The sequence below is a fragment of the Halobacterium sp. CBA1132 genome (genome assembly GCF_001485535.1).
Lineage (GTDB): Archaea > Halobacteriota > Halobacteria > Halobacteriales > Halobacteriaceae > Halobacterium.
This window is the reverse complement of sequence record NZ_BCMZ01000003.1, coordinates 83,837-103,716: the sequence shown is the minus strand read 5'-3', so window position 1 is coordinate 103,716 and position 19,880 is coordinate 83,837. Positions and strand designations below refer to the sequence as shown.

The 19,880-nt window shown below is 57.1% G+C and carries 16 protein-coding genes and 1 pseudogene; 6 read left to right on the top strand and 11 right to left on the bottom strand.

Annotated features, from left to right (window positions below; all coding sequences use genetic code 11):
- Positions 1 to 27 precede the first annotated feature (27 nt).
- Genes AVZ66_RS15330 through AVZ66_RS15310 form a run of 5 tightly spaced genes read right to left on the bottom strand, consistent with a single transcriptional unit; the run spans position 28 to position 6,971 of the window.
- The gene (locus AVZ66_RS15330; RefSeq protein ID WP_058985032.1) at positions 28 to 1,119 is read right to left on the bottom strand and encodes a LeuA family protein; all 1,092 of its coding nucleotides are present in this window, start codon (positions 1,117 to 1,119) and stop codon (positions 28 to 30) included.
- Complete coding sequence (locus tag AVZ66_RS15325) at positions 1,120 to 2,352, bottom strand: CaiB/BaiF CoA-transferase family protein (protein ID WP_082678920.1); 1,233 nt, start codon at positions 2,350 to 2,352, stop codon at positions 1,120 to 1,122.
- Positions 2,353 to 2,389: 37 nt separating this feature from the next.
- Positions 2,390 to 3,022: an isochorismatase family protein gene (locus tag AVZ66_RS15320; RefSeq protein ID WP_058985031.1), complete on the bottom strand. Its 633-nt coding sequence runs from the start codon at positions 3,020 to 3,022 to the stop codon at positions 2,390 to 2,392.
- 35 nt (positions 3,023 to 3,057) lie between these two features.
- Entirely contained in the window at positions 3,058 to 4,911 is a 1,854-nt protein-coding gene (locus tag AVZ66_RS15315) for a hydantoinase B/oxoprolinase family protein (protein ID WP_058985030.1), read from the bottom strand.
- Complete coding sequence (locus tag AVZ66_RS15310; RefSeq protein WP_058985029.1) at positions 4,908 to 6,971, bottom strand: hydantoinase/oxoprolinase family protein; 2,064 nt, start codon at positions 6,969 to 6,971, stop codon at positions 4,908 to 4,910. Before AVZ66_RS15310 ends, AVZ66_RS15315 begins: the two co-directional genes overlap by 4 nt.
- A gap of 351 nt (positions 6,972 to 7,322) precedes the next feature.
- Between AVZ66_RS15310 and AVZ66_RS15305 the strand changes: the two genes are divergently transcribed.
- Complete coding sequence (locus AVZ66_RS15305; RefSeq protein WP_058985028.1) at positions 7,323 to 7,670, top strand: hypothetical protein; 348 nt, start codon at positions 7,323 to 7,325, stop codon at positions 7,668 to 7,670.
- A gap of 27 nt (positions 7,671 to 7,697) precedes the next feature.
- Here the strand turns inward: AVZ66_RS15305 and AVZ66_RS15300 are convergent, their stop codons facing one another.
- Positions 7,698 to 7,844, bottom strand: a complete 147-nt coding sequence (locus AVZ66_RS15300) for a hypothetical protein (RefSeq protein ID WP_197407832.1) — start codon at positions 7,842 to 7,844, stop codon at positions 7,698 to 7,700.
- Between the two features lie 157 nt (positions 7,845 to 8,001).
- Between AVZ66_RS15300 and AVZ66_RS15295 the strand changes: the two genes are divergently transcribed.
- Positions 8,002 to 8,931: an ArdC-like ssDNA-binding domain-containing protein gene (locus tag AVZ66_RS15295; protein ID WP_058985026.1), complete on the top strand. Its 930-nt coding sequence runs from the start codon at positions 8,002 to 8,004 to the stop codon at positions 8,929 to 8,931.
- A 125-nt stretch (positions 8,932 to 9,056) separates the two neighbouring features.
- Here AVZ66_RS15295 and AVZ66_RS15290 read toward each other — a convergent pair whose 3' ends face one another.
- Entirely contained in the window at positions 9,057 to 9,752 is a 696-nt protein-coding gene (locus tag AVZ66_RS15290) for a hypothetical protein (RefSeq protein WP_058985025.1), read from the bottom strand.
- The gene (locus AVZ66_RS15285) at positions 9,749 to 10,420 is read right to left on the bottom strand and encodes a helix-turn-helix domain-containing protein (protein WP_058985053.1); all 672 of its coding nucleotides are present in this window, start codon (positions 10,418 to 10,420) and stop codon (positions 9,749 to 9,751) included. Before AVZ66_RS15285 ends, AVZ66_RS15290 begins: the two co-directional genes overlap by 4 nt.
- 227 nt (positions 10,421 to 10,647) lie before the next feature.
- Here AVZ66_RS15285 and AVZ66_RS15280 point away from each other — a divergent pair.
- Together AVZ66_RS15280 and AVZ66_RS15275 are read left to right on the top strand one after the other, a co-directional pair.
- A pseudogene (locus AVZ66_RS15280) lies at positions 10,648 to 10,938 on the top strand (hypothetical protein); the annotation flags it as partial.
- Between the two features lie 79 nt (positions 10,939 to 11,017).
- Positions 11,018 to 11,341 (top strand): hypothetical protein, encoded by a 324-nt coding sequence (locus tag AVZ66_RS15275; RefSeq protein ID WP_058985024.1) that lies wholly within the window; start codon positions 11,018 to 11,020, stop codon positions 11,339 to 11,341.
- Positions 11,342 to 11,429: 88 nt separating this feature from the next.
- Here AVZ66_RS15275 and AVZ66_RS15270 read toward each other — a convergent pair whose 3' ends face one another.
- Positions 11,430 to 12,656: an RNA-guided endonuclease TnpB family protein gene (locus tag AVZ66_RS15270; RefSeq protein WP_058985023.1), complete on the bottom strand. Its 1,227-nt coding sequence runs from the start codon at positions 12,654 to 12,656 to the stop codon at positions 11,430 to 11,432.
- A 605-nt stretch (positions 12,657 to 13,261) separates the two neighbouring features.
- Here AVZ66_RS15270 and AVZ66_RS15265 point away from each other — a divergent pair.
- Both AVZ66_RS15265 and AVZ66_RS15260 read left to right on the top strand, forming a co-directional pair.
- The gene (locus tag AVZ66_RS15265) at positions 13,262 to 14,548 is read left to right on the top strand and encodes an orc1/cdc6 family replication initiation protein (RefSeq protein WP_197407831.1); all 1,287 of its coding nucleotides are present in this window, start codon (positions 13,262 to 13,264) and stop codon (positions 14,546 to 14,548) included.
- Positions 14,549 to 16,317: 1,769 nt separating this feature from the next.
- Positions 16,318 to 17,535: an RNA-guided endonuclease TnpB family protein gene (locus AVZ66_RS15260; protein WP_058985021.1), complete on the top strand. Its 1,218-nt coding sequence runs from the start codon at positions 16,318 to 16,320 to the stop codon at positions 17,533 to 17,535.
- Positions 17,536 to 17,650: 115 nt separating this feature from the next.
- Here AVZ66_RS15260 and AVZ66_RS15255 read toward each other — a convergent pair whose 3' ends face one another.
- Both AVZ66_RS15255 and AVZ66_RS15995 read right to left on the bottom strand, forming a co-directional pair.
- Entirely contained in the window at positions 17,651 to 17,926 is a 276-nt protein-coding gene (locus tag AVZ66_RS15255; protein ID WP_058985020.1) for a helix-turn-helix transcriptional regulator, read from the bottom strand.
- Between the two features lie 838 nt (positions 17,927 to 18,764).
- Complete coding sequence (locus AVZ66_RS15995) at positions 18,765 to 19,880, bottom strand: tubulin/FtsZ family protein (RefSeq protein WP_082678919.1); 1,116 nt, start codon at positions 19,878 to 19,880, stop codon at positions 18,765 to 18,767.

Below are 19,880 nucleotides of genomic sequence, written 5' to 3'. Positions count from 1 at the left end.
CAGTTCCCGGTGTTTCAGTGGTGGGGATCAGGCCTTGAATTCACGCTCAGCCAACGCGAGTGCCTCGTCCAGGTCGAGCGGTCCTTCAGTGGCAAGCGCGTCGAGGTACGCAGTCACCATCTTTTCATCGGGTTTGATTCCCGCTCGCTGAAGGAGATGTCGCGCACCACTCTTGCCGGTTGGTTTTCCGAACACGAGACGACGCTCGCCGCCGAATACTTCAGGATCGAACGGTTCGAGTGTGGCCGGGTCTGAGAGCATCGCAGCGGTGTGAATTCCCGACTCGTGTTCGGCGATCTTCTCGCCGAGGATTGCCTTCCGATCCTCGTAGGGCTCCCCGAGGTTATCGAGGATTTCTCGACAGGTCGGAACGAGTTCGCCCGTGGTCAACCCGAGATCATCGTCGTAGTCAACGGCACAGGCGACAGCCACCTCTTCGAGCGGGCTGTTGCCAGCGCGCTCGCCCAATCCTGCGATACTAACGTCGGCTTTTTCGACGCCGGCACGATACGCGGCGAGCGCGTTCGCTGTCGCACATCCCATGTCGTCATGGAAGTGGACGCCGAGTCGATCGAAGTCGACGTGGCCGTCTAGGTCATCGAGGTACGCCTGGACCGTTGCGGGCGTTCGAGCGCCAACCGAGTCTGCAAGCGAGACGAACTCCACATTTGGGACCGTATCGATGATCTCGATGAGATGTTCTTGCTTAGTTCGAAAGGCGTCAGCTAGGGTTACGTGAACCGAAGCACCGTGGTCGTGGGCGTAGTCGACGGCTTCGCCGAGCATTGACAGCATCTCTCCACGCGTTGTCCCGAGTAGGTGTTCGAGATGCCGATCGGACGCCGAGACAAACGTCTCGATTACGTCGGCGTCGGTCTCCAGTGCAGCGTCGATGTCCTGTTCCAATGCGCGGGCCAGCGCGACGACCGCTGCGTCGGTCGTTCCGGCCAGCTCTGAGATGACTCGCTGGTCTTTCTCACCGGTGGCAGGGAACCCAGGCTGGATGAACGGTACGTCCAGATCGTCAAGTTTGCGGGCGCACTGAATCTTCTCCTCGGCTGTGAACTCCCGTCCGGGCATCTGGTCGCCTTCTCGGAGGGTTACGTCGGTCAACAGCATCTAGATGATCTCCTCCTCTTCGAGGTCAACAATCTCTTCGGGTGAGAGCCCGAGTTCGCCTCCGTAGATCTCCTCATTGTGCTCGCCGTGGCGCGGCCCAAGGAATTCCACGTCTCCGGGGGTACGCGAGAATTTTGGGATCGGTGCGAAGGTTTCGATTTCGCCCACGTCAGGATCGTCAACTTTGACGAAGTCTCCGCGGGCTTGGAACTGCTCGTCCTCACGGATGTCAGACATATCGTAGACCGGGCCGACGATAGCATCGTTCGCCTCTAGAATCTCGATGGCTTCCGCAGTGGTGTGCTGGCGTGTCCATTCCTCGATGGTCTCGTTGAGCGGTTCGCTGTTCTCGACGCGTTTCTCATTGTCCGCAAAGCGGGGGTCTTCGATCAGTTCGGGTTTGCCGATGGTCTTAGCGACTCGCTCGAAGATTTTCTGGTTGGAGGCTGACATCGTCATGTAGCCGTCTTTCGTCTCGTAGATGTTCCGCGGCGCGGTGTTCGGATGCTGGTTGCCGGTGCGCTCACGGATATGCCCGTCGTAATCGTAGGCCTCCACGTCGCCAAAGAAGACCCGCCAGAGCGGTTCGATCAGGGAGACGTCGACCACCTGTCCTTCGCCGCTTCCGCCACGGCCGAGGTCGCGCTCGTAGACGGCCATTAGCGTCGCCTGAAGGGCGAATTGGGCGGCGGTCACGTCTGCGAGGCTGATTGGTGGTAGGAGGGGTTCACGGTCGGGGAAGCCGTTTGCGTGGGCCCACCCGGAGATTCCCTCGGCGATGGTGCCGAATCCGGGTTTCTCTGACTTGGGGCCAGTCTGGCCGTACCCCGAGAGTCGAACCATAATCGCGCGCTCGTTGACTTCGTGGATGTCATCGGGCCCCAGTCCCCACCGTTCCATAGTCCCCGGGCGGAAATTCTCGAAGACGATGTCGGCGTCCTCAATGAGTTCGAGCGCGATTTCACGGCCGCGGTCCGACCCGAGGTCGAGCGTGATACACCGCTTGTTGCGTCCGAGTGACTTCCAGGCTAACGAGTGCCCGTCTTCGGTCTTCTGTGGCCACTCTCGGATGGGGTCTCCAACCTCTGGATGTTCGATCATCACGACGTCCGCGCCGAAATCACCCATCATCGTCGTCGCGAACGCACCGCTAATCATACCCGACATGTCGATTACGCGCAGGCCGTCCAACGGCCCCTGTCGTTCCCGCGCGGAGGTGTCGCTGTTACTCATACGGTACCACCAGTATTGGTCGTCGAAGGTGTCTCATTCATAGGTCTCCGAAGTACTCGATCACGTCGTCGGTCGTAGCTACGTCACCGTACTTCTGGTCGATGTCGAATAGGTTCGCGCGGTGTGGGCCGTCAGCGCGGTCGCCGACGGCGTCGGCTGGCACGATCGTTCGATAGCCATGCTGGAGGCTATCGACAGCTGTTGCACGGACGCACCCGCTTGTCGTAACGCCTGCCAGGACAAGCGTGTCCACACCGTGCGTCGTCAGTTCCGTCGCAAGGTCTGTCCCGAAGAACGCGCTCGCGTACTTCTTCAGGAGGATACGTTCGTCGTCTCTCGGATCAAGCCGATCGTCGACTGTAACAGCATCGGTCCCAAGTTCGAGTTCCCGTAGCGCGGGGACCTTCTCGATGAACCGGCCGGCGTCACCGTAGGACGCCTCGTAGGCGATGGTGGTGAAATAGCGAGGGTAGCCGTGTTCACGAAACGCCGCGAGCAGTCGCTCTGTCTGTGCAACCACGGCATCGAAGTCGGCTCCGAGATTCGTCTCCGGATTGGTGAACGCTTCGATGAGGTCGATCACGACCAACGCGGGTCGCTTCCCCATCCCAACCTCGCCGCCGAAGTCGTGGTCTGCGTAGTACGCCTCAGTGTCGTCGGTCCAGTCCATGCGTGGTGTTCGTCGTTGAATTGGAAACGATCGTATTAGGTCCGGTTATCGAACTCGCGTCGCTCTGACGAAATCTCCTCCGCGAGTTCTTCCTCCGGGGGGAGCGGGCCGTAGTCGAACTCTCCGGGGTTGTCGCGGGTCTCTCGAATTTCCTCACGCTTAGTTTCGGTCGCAGACTCGTCGACGGTTCCGTCCTCAGCGATGACGACTCCGTACTCCCCGTATGCAGCATCTTCAGTGACGAGGCCACGACGAACCTCCGTGGCGACCTGGCTTGGGTCACGGTCTAGCGGATCACCCAATCCGCCGCCGCCTGCGGTGCTGAACACGAGTTTGTCACCCTCGGATACAGCGACGTTCTCCACTTTTGAAGGTAACTCCTCTTCGGTACCGTCCATGCGAATTAGTTTTTTCTCACTTCTAGCCGCGTGTTTCCCGCCCTCAACGCCCCATGGGTACGTGTGGGCGCGGTCGTCTTGGAACGTAATTGCGCCGTCTTCCTCGAAGGTGTAGATTTTCGTGATGCCGTGGCCGCCGCGGTGCTCGCCGGGGCCTCCAGTGTCTTCGCGGGTACTGTATTCGTCAATCGTCAACGGGTAGTAGGCTTCCTGGTACTCGGCTGGGACGGTGCGGAACAACGGCCACCACGAGTGGCCGTCTAACCCGTCGCCGCCGGGCCGAGCTGGGATGCCGCCGTAGAGGATCTCAAGCATCTGGAAGTCGTTACCTTCTGAATCGGTGCCAGCGTAGACAAGGTTCGGCGAGGTGCCGTAGCTACCGGCGACCGAGAAGCCGTCGATAAGCTTCGAGAAGGTGGCCTGGAGCACGTCGAACTGCCGGGCCATTAGTGGCAGACGGTTCCCGAGCGGTGCCGGGAACTCTGGCTGAATGACCGTTCCCTCGGGAAGCGTGACATCGAAGAGGTCGTAATACCCGTCGTTGAACGTGAGGAGTGGGTCAAACGCCATAATGAGGAAAACCCCGGTGAACATCTTGAACATCTTCTCGTTCAATAAGAAGTTCACCGTGCCAGGAACCTGGTCGTCGGTCCCGGTCCAATCGAGGTAGACCGTGCTCCCCTCACGGTAGATCTCAAGGTGGAGTTTGATCGGGCCGTTCCCCATCCCATCGTCGTCGACGTAGTCCTCAAAGGTGTAGGTCTCGCCTTCAGGGATGAACTCCTCAATGAGGTCTATCATGCCATCGCGGGTGCGGTCTAGAATGGCGTCACATCCCTCCAAGTAGGTCTCCTTCCCGAACCGATCACACAGTTCTGTAACGCGTTCCTCTGCCGCACCCGTGCCAGCCGCTAGCGCCTTGATGTCGGCTTCGGCGTGATCGGGGAGACGCGTGTTGTGTGCGAACGTCTCCAGTAGCTCCTCGTCCAGTTCGCCACCTTTGTAGAGCTTGACTGGTGGGAGTCGCATTCCCTCCTCGAAGATCGAGGTCGCCTGGACTGGCATGCTGCCTGGCGTCTTCCCGCCGACGTCCATGAGGTTCCCCCACTGACTGGAAAACCCGACACGCTCGCCCTCGTAGAAGATCGGGCGCAACAGGAGCATATCTGGAGTATGTGACATCGCACCAGCACACATGTAGGGGTCGTTGGTAGCAATCACGTCGCCATCTTCGAGATCGTCCCAGCCGAAACTGGCATTCTCAATGATAGTATCGATGGCCGATCCGAACTGCCCCATCACCATCCGCCCCTGCGGGTCAGCGATTAGCGGGAATTGGTCGGACTGCTCGCGGATGACCGGGCTGATCGCCGTAGTCTCCAGTACGCGATCCATCTCGTGGCGGGTGTTCTCTAATGTACTCTCGATGATATCTAGCGTCGTCGGATCAATGTCGTGGTCACCGACGAAATCGGGATATCCGGTACTCATGTCAAGTCACCTCGATTAATCTCAATATTTGCATAGCGGTCGATTGTAGCGGTGTGATCGGGTTGAATGACGATCGTCGAGTCGTCCTCGACAACGATTGCCGGCCCAGAGATCTCATTCCCGGGCCGCAGCTCTGATCGGTCATAGATCGGTGTGTCCTGGTAGCTCCCGTTGAAGTACACTTCGTCGGTAGCGACCCGCGCATTAGCTGGGTCCGTGTCACCGAGTTCGTACTCCTCAATGGTGACGCCCTCAATGACTCCTTTGCCAATCACGCGGAGATTGGCAATCTCCAGGGGGGCGTCTAGTGAGAAGCCGAACTGCCGGTCGTGGCGTGCCTCGAAGTCGTTTTTGATCTCATCGAGTCCAGTCTCGGTCTGCAATGCCTCGATGTCCACCGGCATGGACATCTGAATGTCTTGGCGGAAGTACCGACAGTCGGCGTAGTACTCGAAGGCGTGGTTCGATTCGTCGACACCCTCCGAAACGAGCCAATCAGTCGCGTCGTCGCGAAGCCCGAGTAGTTTCTCGTGAACGTCGTCACCATCCACGTCTAGATCTGTCTCCAGGTACGTCTCGGAGAACTCGTTTTGCACGTCCGAAGTCAGAAAGCCGAACGCGGACATGACGCCCGGGCCCGGCGGGATTACCAGCGGGTAGGTCCCCATAACGTCCGCGAGCGCATTTGCGTGCATTGGACCTGCGCCGCCGAAGGCGACCAGACCAAAGTCACGCGGATCGTACCCCTGCTCAACGGAGACAACCCGGAGGGCGCCGTGCATGTTCTCATTGACGATGTCGAGAATAGCCTGTGCGGCTTCTTCGACGGAGGTACCCCGTTCTTCGGCGACACCCGAGATGGCCTCGCGGGCTGCCTTGCGGTCAAGGTCCATCTTGCCGCCGAGTTGTACCTGCGAAGGGATGCGATTGAGGACAACGTTCGCGTCTGTAACGGTTGGTTCTTCGCCGCCCTGGCCGTAACAGGCCGGGCCGGGATCGGCACCGGAACTTTCCGGGCCGACCTGAAGCGATCCCGAGAGTTGGACACGGGCAATGGATCCGCCGCCCGCCCCGACAGTGTTCACGTCGACTGAGCGCGATTTAAATTCACGATACCCGACTTTCGTCTGGCGCGTGGTTTCAGGTTTGCCGTCCTCGACGAGTGAGACGTCCGTCGAGGTACCTCCCATATCCAGTGTCAGCACATCAGGTACGCCTTTCTTTTCAGCGATGGTCGCCGCGCCCACGACGCCGCCCGACGGTCCAGAGAGCGCGAGTTCGACCGGGCGCTCTTTGGCTGCTTCAGAACTCATCAGGCCGCCGTCTGAGCGAACGACGTTCATCGTTGCCGTCGATCCAGCTTCTTCCAGCGATGCATCGAGGTCGTCGAGGTAGTCGATTACCTTCGGGCGTGCGTAGTCGTTGATGACCGTCGTCAGCGTGCGCTCATACTCACCGTACTCAGGAACAATCTCTGAGGAGATTGACACCGGCAGATCCGGTGCTTCCTCCGCGACAATCTCGCGCACCCGCTGTTCCTGTGCCGGATTAAGATACGCGTTGAGTAGGGCGACAGTCAGGGACTCAACGCCGCTATCTCTGAGTTCCCGAACCGCCTCTCGTACCTCGTTCTCGTCCAAAGGTTCCGTAACCTCGCCATCGGGGGAGCTGACCGTCCCGGAAATACCTCGCGTATCCATCAGGTCGGCCAACGGATCGGGCTTGTCCATGTCCATCCACCCGTAGAGTGGTCCCGGTGTCCACGCCCGGGCCAAGTGGAGAATATCCTCGTGTCCTGCTGTTGTGATGAGACCAACCTGCGCCCCGGTCTCTTCTAGCAGCATGTTCGTCACCACCGTCGTCCCGTGAAAGAGCAGGTCCAGGTCTGCGACCGATGAGCCTGCTTTTTCGGTCGCCTCAGTCACGCCCGTGAGAACGCCCTCGGACGGGTTCGACGGTGTCGATAGCACCTTATCGATTGTCAGCTCGTGGGTATTCTCGTCGAATACAATTACGTCGGTGAATGTCCCACCGACGTCGACTCCCAGATTATGTGTCATGTGAATACGTGACAATATTTGGCTGCGCTCGCTGCCTAAGCCTTCCCCCGACTAATGTTGGCGGTTTATACATGGCCTGTTGTAGTCAAGTAGTCTCGACGAATTCGCTACGCGCTATATCGCGTTGATGGGGTACGCGGCATAGATCTGCTTCTAGTATGGCTACTAGCGTGCGCATCCCGATATTGTAGCCGTATCTACAGTCCTATTTGGACGTTCTATAGCCAGTTCAAGGAGAGTTGCTGGCGATCAGAGCATCTACCTCCCGCCGACGTAACGCAGCGTGCTGTTTTTCGTGCCCCCGGAGAAGGCGAGGGCTCCTCCGAGAGCCCTCCGAGAAGGTGATTTCCAGTGAGTCAACAACAGAGTGTGGAAAACATCTCGATCGACGAGATCCCGGTCGATATCGCCACTACACAATCAGACACCGTCAAGCCCGCCGACGTGCCCGAGGAAATCGAGTCCATCACCCGCGGGCTCGCCAGCGAGCACCCGCCGACGAATCCACTGGTCGTCCTGAAAGCGGCCCAGTGGTGGTACATTCACGGCAAGGGCGGGTCGGATCCCGCCTTCCGATGGGCCATCGAGTGGGCGCGGCACCTTGCGACCGACACGCCGAGTGATACCGAACAGTTCGACGAGTTCCTCGAGTACCTCGTCACGGTCGGCTTCGCTGACGAGACGGCAGCGCTCCAATAAGCACGCCCCCATTCACACTCTGGGGTCTTAGAACTGGTAGCAGACGACGTCTTCCCCACCACAGGTGGGACAGGTCTCCGTATCGTCGGCGAGGGTTGTTCCGCAGTGCCGACACTCGTACAGGGTGGTCTGGTGCGTCCCGACGACCCCGCGAAGCGTGTCGACGAGACTCATTCGCCTGGGGATACTGTCGCACTGGTTGTTAATCCTACCCCACGATAGCATCCCCGTTGTAAACTCCGCCGTCCCGCCGTCGTTTGTTGTGCGCCCCCAAGGGGTGCGGCGCGTCCTGCACGGGCGCAATCGCCGTGAACTCGATTTGGTGACCACGATGGCTACGACTAGTGATTCGTCGGTGTCCTTCGAGGAGACCGACACACGGTCCGACGAGATGCACAGTACCATCGAACAGTGGATCGACGAGCTTGTCGCCGGCGTCGACGACGCACGAGCCAGCGAGGAGTTCCAAGAGTGGCTCGATGTCCAGAGTCGATTTCACGATTACTCGCATCGAAACACACTCCTCATCAAACTCCAGTGTCCCGAGGCGACGAAGGTCGTGGGCTACAACACCTGGCGAAATGAATTCGACCGGCACGTCCAGGAGGGCGAACAGGCGATCTGGATCTGGGCACCGATCATCGCCAAACAGTGCCTGGAGTGCGAAAACTCGCCGAGCTACCACGAGCAAAGCGACTGTGACTACGACGAGACGGCCCCTGACGAGTGGTCGAAAGGCCTGGTTGGCTTCACGCCCACCGCTGTCTTCGACGTCTCCCAGACTGAGGGCGAGCCGCTTCCCGACCTCGAAACCGAGGCAGCTGGTGACGCCAACGACCTAGTGCCAGCGCTCCTTGATGCGGCAGCTACTCTCGATGTCGACGTCCGTGTCGTCGACGCTGTCGAGTGGGAGCATGGCGACGCCAAAGGCGTCTGCAAACACCGGACTCTCCACGAGCGCCAGCCCGTCGTCGAAGCGAAAGCCCGCTCAAATCAGGCCGATCTCGCGGTGACATTGGTTCACGAGTACGCCCACGCGCTGCTTCATTTTGATGGCGACGACGAGCCCGAGCGCGCAAAACGCGAGGTCGAAGCCGAAGCCGTTGCGTACATCGTCGGGCGGTATTTCGACCTGGATACGAGCGGGTCAGCGTTCTATCTTGCCGCGTGGCACGACGACGATCCCGATGTGGTCCAGGATCGTCTCGGCCGGATCAGTTCGACCGCTCAGGAGATAATCGGGGCGGTCGCCGAGGGCTGAACACCCTTCCCCGGCTATTAACCAACGCTTGGGGGGTACTTTGTCCACACTGTTGGTTAAGTCGTTCGGCGTCCGACCCTCTGTGTTTCGATCGGTCCCAAGACAGACCCCACCGACAGTCGATGTTATAATTCAGAATCGATTCGGCGGTACTGGTCACGAAGGAACTCGATGACAGCATCGATATCCTGTTCGGGAACCGTTTGCTGTTCGAAGACACCTTTGAATGCGTCCGCGAAATCCTCCGACGTGAGCCGGTCGAGGACAGTCTCGATGCGACCAGCGAGCTTCTTGGACTCCCCGCGATGCAGATGAGTCGCAATCCGGTCAAAATCCGCTCCAGCAGCCAGCACCACCAAATCCCGGGAGTCTGCCTTGCGACCACTGTGAAGTTTCACGGCAAACAGCAACTCCCGTTCCGGAATCCTGGCTGTTACCGGGCGCCCGGTTCGAAGTTCCTCGGTGACAGAGTGCTGGGCCAGATAGCGATACGACCATTCAGCTTCCGTCTGGCGACAGCCCAGCGCGTCCACCATCGCGTCGAACCGAACCGGATTCCCGATGTCTTTCGTAAACCGGATAGTACGGCCCTCGTAGAGCTCATTTCGCTCGACATCGGCCGTTTTCTCGTAGCTGCGGTCGGTGAGAAGGTCAGTGTAGTCGTCGACCGACTGTGCCGGAATGACGACGTCGACATCCGTCGTGAAGCGTTGGTTAAACGCCGCAATCGCCCACCCACCAACGAGCACGTACGGTAGGTCAGCGTCAATGACAGCCTCCAGAGTGTCCAGCAATTCGTCTTCGCGTTCACCGAGACTCATGCATTGAGACGCGGATCCTCGTGGGACGCGTCGATATCGCGGTCGTACTCGTCAGCGATCATCTCCAACGCCGGCTCGTAGTTCACTCGATACTCCAACATATGCTCTATTGCCTCGTCCAACGGAATGACCGGATTGCCGTCGACCCACTCGCGAGTGATCTCCCCACTCGTCGGGAACAACACGTACGAGACGGGCGCGTCGTAGTCGGTCGCATTCGGCCGCTCTTCGATCCGGGTCGGGATCCCGAATTCATCAAAGAACGCCGTCCACTGTTCGACATCCCGGTCGGCGATCTGGATGAAGATCGGATAGTCGTCATGGCCGCGGGCGATTTGATAGCCGCCGTGGGTCCAGACGTAGACGCCGTCGATTTTCGTGTACGCAAAGGGCATCCCGGCAAAGTGCGGAATGACGTAGCCGTCGTCGATCGAAGGGGGAACAGCGCGAGAAACAGCCGAGACAAGATCGTAGTAGCGATCCCTGACAGCGTAATTCTCGATGTAGATGCCGTCATCCCGGCGGATGAAGCCTGCATCCTCCAACCGCTCGATCCAGTCGTAGACCCAGGAGTAGGAGCCGTCGATCTTCTGGGCGATCCGCCGGATCGAGTCGCCCGGGCGGGCCGCGGCCATAATCTTCGCCGGGGTCTCGTCGACGTACTCCATCATCGCTAGTTACCGGTATCGCATCTAACAGTATTAGTCTTGTCCCCCATATTCTCTATAGAGTTATCTCTATACAGATAGACTATTTTTGGCTCCGGTAGTCCGATCCGGCTCAGCATTCGAGCAGAAATAAATTAACCAACAAGAGATACGACTGGTTGCTATTTGTTGGTTAAGTTTTTCAACGCTCGCCGAGGGGCTGAGGCGCAGTCCTGTCTCCACGAATCATGAGTGAACCGTATCTGTCCGCTATCCTCGAAGAAGCGGAACGAGTTGCACAATATCACAGCCAAATCGCTCGGTCGACGGATCAACCAGCACACAAGTACCAGTACGCCGTGCTCCGCCTGCTCGAAGGCGAGGCTGACGAGACGACTGCGGGCGTCTCCGAAATCGACGGCGTGACCGTTGGGTATGGAGCGGATGACGTGATGTTCGACAGTTGGGGTGACGACGGCGAGTGGTGGGAGACGGTGCCGCCCCGAGAGGAGTGTCCCCGTTTCCGGATGTTCTACCCTGGCAGAGTCGAACCAAGCGAGATTAACCAACAAAACTATGGATTGATGGCTTTTGTTGGTTAACACGAGGCGACAGCGAATGCCCTACGAGCCACCGTCCCCGCCGGCAGGACTTCCTGCCAAATTGGTCGACACTCTCAACGAGGCGTCGCCGGAACAGCTTCGGGATGTAGCCCACTACGCTGAGGGGCTAGCCGAACACAAGGAACGGGAAACCCGTCTTGAGAAGGAATCGGACGAAGACGATATCGAGGACCGCCCCGACGACCTTCCAGACGACGTCCCCACGAAGGCGACAATCACCATCAAGGAGATCAACGGCAACCGCTACTACTACTGGCAGTGGCGGGATGGCGAAAAAGTCCGTTCTCAATACAAAGGCCCTGTCAACCCGGACGATTAACAGACAGCATCAAGATCGAACCGGGCTACTATGGGTCCCCCCGTGTTCGAAGTGTAAACTAGTACTTGGCCGGTGAACCGCCTCGGGGTCAAGCCCCGAGGCTTCCTGCTTCGATGACGCGCTTTGCAGACACCGAGGTGGTGTCCGTAGGGAGCGCAGTCTCCACAGGCGTGTCTTCGGGCCATCCCAGCCCTAACTCAGCAAAACCGCGTTGTAACACGTTCATCGCCGCATTCGCGTCACGGTCACACTCAAACCCACACGCCGGGCACGAGTGTTCCCTGACCCAAATCGGCTTCGCCGTCTCTACACCGCATGATGCGCACTCTTTCGTCGTCCCTTGTGCTTCGACCTGCACGACGTGGGAACCGTACAGGTCGGCCTTGTATTTGGGCAGAGTAATGAACTGTCGCCACGCCGCATCCTGCTTGCTCCGAGCGTTGTGCGAGTCTTCCAGCATCCCCTTCACGTCCAAGTCCTCAACGAATACGGCGTCGTACTCTTTAACGAGCCACGTCGTTATCTTATGCTGGTAATCCAGCACCTTCCGCTTGATGTGACGCTTGACCTTCGCCACTTCCCGGCGTTGTTTCTCGTAGGTGTTCGACTCGTTCTGCTTCCGTGAGAGCTTGCGTTGCTCGCGGCGGAGTCGCTCGTATTCGTCTTCGAGGTCGAGCCAATCCACTGTCTTACCGTCCGACGTGTGAATGTAGTTGAGGATACCAAGGTCGATACCCACGCTATTGGTGGAATCCAACTTGTCCAGCACGGGTTTATCCGGCAAGTCGGCGTCGTCGGTTTCCAGACCGAAGGAGACGAACCACTCGCCAGTCGTCTCTTTCTTGACGGTGACTTCTTTGATGTCTGCTTCGTCAGGGATTTCGCGGTGGTAGCGGATGTTGATGTCGCCGATTTTGGAGAGCCAGAGTGTCGCGTGTCGGCCACTCGTGTTTTTGAGTTCGAAGCCGGACTGCGAGTAGGTCATACTCTGGAACTCCCTCGGCGACTTCCACGTGAGTTTCCCGACCGTGCGCCCGGTTTGTTTCTGCTCGGAGAGGCTGTCGAGGTTCTGGTAGAACCGTGTAACGGTTCGCTGGAGTGCTTTCGAGTTCACCTCGGAGAAAACGGGGAACTCGTCTTTCCAGCCGGGAAGTCGGGAGTGGTGTTTGTACGCGGAGCCGATGTCGTCGGCGTCCACGTTCTCGTACTCGTACAACGTGTAGTTGTACGCTTGGCGATGAATGTCGATGTGATGTTCCAGCTCAACCGCTCCCTCTTGTGTTGGGTACGCGGGGTAGCGGTGACTGTACTCCATCGCTGTCTCTTGATTAACGATGTATTGTCACTTAATGGTTTGTACCCCTGCCTATCGGATTCAACACCGGGGTCAAGCCCTGGGGAATTCTCCTATACCGCTTGTAAAGCGTAGAAGCCGAAGGACGTTTTCACATCGATGGCGGGGGACCTCTTATTACACTTCGATGTCGGGGTGTCGTCCGTACCGCTTACACTTCGACAAGGGGGAGAGGAAAATTGACTGTGTCAATCACCAGATGGTAAAATCAGGGGGAGGCGTGGAAATTCTTGTTACACATCGATGACGGGGGGGACTTCCGGTGAATATACTTCGGTGTTGGTGCCAACAGCGAAGTCATAAATCAGGCGAATACGGTGAGTAGATCGACCAAAGCGAATAGATAAACATCGAAGGAGGTGAATCTTTTTAACGCCACGGTGTACAGCAAGCGTATGGCCGGTAGTGATCAAGAGGGAGCGGACCAATCTCCCCTCGAAGAAAGATCTCAGTCTAGGACTGACGCAGAACACGTAGATGCCGGTGGAGAAAATGGCGCCGGGGACGCGGTGTCCGAGCAAGACCGAGGAGTATCTGAAGGCAGTACTCAGCGGTCGATTCGAGATATGCTGGACGACGAAGGGGAAACATCGGTTTTTGTCAACCGAGACCTCGTCGAGCCGGATACGATTATTGACGAGAAGCGAATCGTCGGCCGTGATGACCAACTCGAAGCTGTCGTCTCGTATCTAAAACCCACACTCCAAGGAAATCGGCCCCCGAATATGCTGCTCTACGGTCCTGCCGGGACAGGGAAATCACTCATCATCGGAGCAGTCACACAACAGATCGTCGATCTCTGCCAATCCCAGGGCGAACGTTTCGGCGTTGTCGATGTTAACTGCCAGCCGATCAATACCCTCGATCAAGCCGTCTTTGACCTCGTGCAAACTGTCGCAAACGACGTTGACGAAGAGGTCGGAGTGCCAGAAACCGGCGTGTCGACAAAGCGCAAGTATCGACGTTTGTACGAACTCATCAACGAGCACTACGACTCAGTTATTTTCATCTTGGACGAGATCGACCTTCTGGTCGGTCGACGAACAAACGACGAGCCCGCCTACTCGAAGTTGCTCTATCAGCTGTCGCGAGCAAGTAATACGAACGAGATCGAGGGTCAAGTATCGGTTGCGGCACTAACGAACGACCCCAAATTTATGGAAGATATCGATGGTCGTGCCGAGAGTTCATTCAATCCTCGGGACGTCTACTTCCCGGATTATGACGCGAACCAGCTTCGGCAGATACTCGAAAATCGTCGCGATGCCTTTCGATCCGATGCCTTGACTGACGACGTACTACCACTTGTCTCGGCATTCGCAGCTCAAAGCCACGGAGACGCACGAAAGGCAATCGACCTATTCCGTGGTGCCGGTGATCTCGCGGACGAACGTGATGACGAAAAAGTCGGCGAAGAGCACGTCCGTGAGTCCCAACAAGAGATCGACAAGGACCGCTCACTGAAGTTGATAGAGGGGCTGACAACCCAGAAAAAGATTTCTCTGTACGCAACCGCCTGCGTCGCCAACTTCTCCAATTGGACCGGAAGTTCGGTGCCGAGTCCAGTCGGCTTCAAGGTCTATCAATGGGTTACCGACGAAATTGATGCTGACCAGATGACACGGGAAACCTACGTCAAATATGTCAAAGAACTCTCTACATATGGTCTCATCTCGACGGCTCGAAAAAGTCGAGGGCGCGGTGGAGGAATGTATATGGAATTCACGTTCACGGGTAATCCGGAAGCGATGATGAATCGGATCGTTGACGACACTCGTTTGGAAGCGGTAGCCGATCAAAAAGACATCCTTCAGTCAGTGGTCAATGCCCAGCTAAGGGAGTTCCACAACTAGTAAGATGACATTTTTAGAGGATTCTCTTGAAACACACCCCCCGTCTTCGATGTGTAAACGAAGGTCCAGTCAGGGGTGGATCTTGAGCTGAATAGGTCGGTAACGAATCAGGTGTCGATTCGGTGTAGAAGCGTACCTTTGTAATAACTCAAGTGTGGAACCCTCTCCCCCCGTCATCGAAGTGTAAACGAGAGCCGTAGGCCCACAAGAAAAAGCACGACTCCGAGTGTATATTGGTAGTAGAACAGGTTAAAGAGACGTTTTCGCGGAGAACAGCACCTTTGGAAACAGCTAATCCGATCACTCGGTTTGTCGAAGAGAACTTCTCCTTCCCTCGTAATTAGGTCTATTACGGTTATGGTTATTATGGAAGACACATAAAACTTTGTCAGACAATAGCCTGTCTTGAGTTGAGATCTGGTTAAGACGTTTGAGAACCGCTCCGGTGTATAGACGCTGATTCTTCCTGTTGCGATTGTTCTCTAGTTCTGCCCCTCCCTCTTCCGCAGAGCTTTACACATCGATGGTGGGGGGAGGGAGTGAACCGTCCTCTTTCTCTCGAGGCGGTTGGCGTTGGACCTCCAACTAAGATTTACCAATATTTCTCTACGGGTGACCTTTCTCTCGCTACTTGTTCTCTTGTGCTCGTTCTAAGGTTTGAGCCTTGAGGGTGGACAGTCTGCGGACTGTCCACAGGATGGGGTGAGTGCCGGGAGACGGGGAGCTGCTGGCACACACGTGGGTGTTCCGGCAGTTCCTGGATGCCGGTGGACACGAGCACTGTCTCCCAGCAGCCCGAGACTACGCTTGTGCGAGAGTATAGTCGTATCGACTTCCACAGGCGGGAGTGGCGAAACGCCGCGAGCCGCTGGCCACGGTATGTCAGCCGTAATGATTGCCGCCCTCAACGACAATACTGCTTCCATCGGCCAGCGACATCTGAATCTGTGATGCGGGCGATTGTAAACGTACCGGCTACCCGCGCTGGATACTCGTGATACTCGTTCTGGAATCGCGGGCGTGGAGGCTTCTGGACACACCGGCTAGGTGGGTTCGTCCCTGTCGAGTCGTCGACCGATTAGGAGTCCCACGGGAGAATCCGGCGGTCACGCTGGTGCGGATCTCAAGACAGCATACGCGAGAATCACGCAGGGAATACTTAATGTACTCCTCCTCAAAATGGTAGAGAATGACAACGTCTGGGGCAGAGCGCGGACGACAAGAATCAAAGCAGACTCACAGTAGCGTAATGAGTAATGACTAGCCACCCTCTATACCCTACCCTTTTTATAATAGGTCTCCTCGGAAGTGCGGTACTTGCGGGTCTCGGAATACTAGCAGTCCTCTCTTAGCAAATCATGCGGGGGAAGGACCATGTGCAGATACGGAGTTCGTGGAGGCGATGCAGATCTCTGGAGAACTCACGGCCACGCCGTGGACACACGCTAATCTAATGAGCGGTTCGTGGCAAAAGCAACACGGGACGTCCAAACACGATGGAGCATAGGGGTACCGGCAGTTTGGTACTGCCAGTCAGCCACTGACCACGACGGCTGGGTTAGACGGCTTCTCGTGATGTGGTGGCCTCCGCGGTTGCAAACTGAAACGCCCCCTCACTCGGGATTCCGCCGCATTCACAGGCGGTACAAGGCGGATGCCCCGACCCTTGAGGTCGGGGAGGAAGCCGACAACCGATGATACAAGCCACGCTACGATGGCAGGCCGACTCCTAAGTGTATAAGTAACACTGGCCATATATGTGAAACACAGTGGAGTACCGTCGTACCGCCGTCATCAAACTCGACACCCCCGAAGGAGCCGACCCGCTCCTCCGTGAGACTGTCGAGCAGTTCAACCACTGCGCCAACACCGCAAGCGACTGGTGCTGGCACGGCGACGACGGCTACCACGTTACTTCCAAAGCGAAAGCCGAACACGCCCTCTACGACCAACTCCGCGATGAAACCGACCTCACCGCCAACCTCGTCCAGAAGGGGATTCGCACGGCGGTCGAAGCCGTCAAAAGCGGCGTCGAACGGCTCAAACGCGGTGAGAACACGTCGCAACCGCACTTCTCAGCAGACAGCGCGGTGTACGACAAGCGGAGTGCGACGTTCCACCGCGACCACGTATCCCTTTCGACCGTAGATGGGCGCATCCAGTGCGAGTACATCCTTCCCGACGACTCGGAGACGCCACCGACCAAGTACGTCTCCGACGAGGACTTCGAGTTCAGGATGGGGCACTTGCAGTACCGCGACGGTGACTGGTATCTCCACGCTTCGATGCGGAAGGTCGAAGCGGACGAGGAATCGCCTGAATCCGAGGCCAAGCACAGCACAGTCCTTGGTGTGGATTTGGGCGTCAACAACCTCGCAGTCGCTTCGACGGGGCGATTCTGGTCGGCAGACGAGTTCAACCACTGGCGTCGAGAGTACGAGAATCGCCGTGCGTCGCTTCAGCAGTGTGGCTCTCGCCACGCCCACGAGAACATCGAATCAGTTGGACGGAAAGAGTCTGGACGATTCGAGATACACTTGCACACGGTGGCGAACGAGCTTATCGAAGAGGCCGTCGAGAACGACTGTTCGCATATCGTGTTCGAGGACTTGACCCGCATTTGGGAGAATATTCCCGAGGCGACGTGGCAACACGTGTGGGCATTCCGACGCCTCTACGAATATGTCGAGTACAAGGCCGAAGAGCACGGTGTTGAAGCCGTGCAGGTTGACCCTCGGAACACGTCGAAGCGGTGTTCAACGTGTGGATTTACCCACGACGACAACCGCCACGGCGAGGCGTTCGAGTGTCAGCAGTGCAGGTACGAGAACCACGCCGACTACAACGCGGCGAAAAACATCGGTTTGCAGTATCTCCGTCGCAGGCAAAATGCAGGCGACGGAGGCGCACCCGTAGATGTGCGCTTGAATCGCGGGACGTTGAATGTGAGTGGGGAGTACGTCCCCCCTGCCTCGGTTGAGGCATAGAACGGGAATCCACGCGAAAGCCTCGGGGCTTGACCCCGAGGCGATTTACGCTAGAGCAGATGTCAAGAGCCTCTTGCTCTGATGTCGTGTGGCTAAGCCCATACTACTCCTTACGTTAACTATCGAGATACTGGGCTTTCCACTCCTCACGGGCTTCAATCTCGCGTTCGCCTCGCTTGGTCATCGTGTAGCTGTTTGTTCGGTCGTCTTTCTGCCCTTTCTCAAGCAGACCCTCGTCAACGAGTTCGTTGAGGTTGGGGTAGAGGCGACCGTGATTAACCTCTGATTCGTAGTAGTCTTCAAGTTCGTCTTTGATGGCGAGGCCGTGCGGTTCGTTGCGGCCGGCAGCGACGTAGAGGATGTCTCGCTGGAAGCCAATCAGGTCGTACATATCACTCTCGTTGGCTAGTTTGTTGTTTTAAATCATTCGAGGTGGTTTGCGAGGTTCCTCCTCACCATTTAGGTAGCAGAAAGCCTATGCCGGATTGATTTACTGGTATTGCGTATGTCAGAGTGCCAGAACTGTGGAACACACGTGACTGAGGCATACGTTCGCGTGTTCACCCCCGACGACGTTGACGAACCACGTGTCTGTCCAAACTGTGAGGACATGACCCGTGACCGAGAGGGTGTCCGCGAAAAACGCACCTAAGCAACAACAAATCGTCGTCGCCAACTCGTCTCCAATCCCCAAGTCATTGAGAGCGTGTAGGGGTATGCCTAAGAACACAGATCCGGCGCTGTTGGTTGTGGAATGTTTCATTGAGTGACAGCGCGTATCCACGGCCTGAAGGCCGTAGATACGCGCCGGTTCAGCGTATAACAGACGAAATTGCCAGCCTACAGTCGAAACGCCGGGAAGGACGCTACTCATCATTGTTGAACCGTTGTACCATGAGGACATAGCAACGGGTACGGTAGCGACTAAACGCGTCCCGAATGTGGTGGCCACGATGAACGGTTTGGTACTGAGGCACATTGTCATACCGTGGGGTTTTGAAATGAAGGTCGGTCTCATGGCGGCAGAGACGTTCTGTTGAGAACACAGTGGGACGGAAGTCAGGCCAATGGGTGCGGCCCGTGGATTTGAGTGAGTTAACAACGACTAATTGGGGACACTACACACTTTCGAACGTCTCAACGGAGTGTACATGAACCCACAAGTTGCCTCTGTAGATCGTCAGCCGAACCCAATGGAGGAATCCTCACGCTAGAGCGTGAGGAGAATATCAATGGTGCTTGTAGTTAACAGCTTGTTCTTGGAGGGCGTCGATTCTGGGGACAGCTGTCACGTTTGAGAAGAGTACAACCACCTCTACCGTGCTTGACTGTTCACGAGGGTCATCTCCGGCGAGGATTTCGACTGTATCAGTAGCTTGTTCGAGCCAGTGTCGCGCGCTTTCGAAGCCGCGGCGTGAAAGTTCCGATGATGGCCCAGAAAGAACAACTAATGCGCGTTCGGCGCTTGCAATATCACACGAAACTGTCAGCTGTGAGTTGGCGGCCTGTCTGACAAGCGCTTTCACTTGTGCGGCATCCGTTGTGGTTTTACGCTCGTCGTCTCGAATACCCAACCAGACGAACAATCGGGACAGCAGGCCGGATGTATCAGGTTGGACCTCAGTTGCAGCATACCCGATAGACGCGATACCACCAGGTTCGAGCGTTCGGATGAGATCACTAGAGTCGACCGCGTTCTCAGCAATCGTCGACGAATCTAATTCTCCCGCTGCGAAAAGCGTCACAACCCGTGTTGCGAGCGTCTGGAGGGAGTTATCTCGGGATGTCGAATCGTCGTGTTGGGTCGATGAGGACCCAATCCACGTTTCGAAATCAACAGTAATCAGGCTATCTGCGCTCGAGACAACTGAACGAAGGGCGCGTGCAGCGTTCAACGCAGCCTGTCCACCGGCAGCTTCCGGCGGCAGACTACCCAGCACATACACGGGTTCGTCGTAAATTTCTTGCAGTTCCGCGGTAATAACTGACCCAGCACCGCTGCCGGTGCCGCTGCCAAGGTCTGCAACGAGGAGGATTCCATCAGCTTCGTGAACGGAAAGTGAATCGAGAGCACGGCGAATCTCAGGGCGATCGGTTTGGGTAACTTCGGCGGCGAGATCAGCATCGCCGTCGACACCATTATCGGTGACCTGATCGTGCGTATCCCCGATCAAAAACATTTGCTCATCGGTGATTACGTCCAGTTCGTCCGGCGCAGTTTGGGAAATATCAAAGACGACTGCATTTCCATGTGAGAACGCACGGCTAGTGTTTGCCTCAATCGCGAGGATTTGGTTGACAATACGGCTGCCCTTGTGACCGACGCCAACAAGTGCCAATTCCAT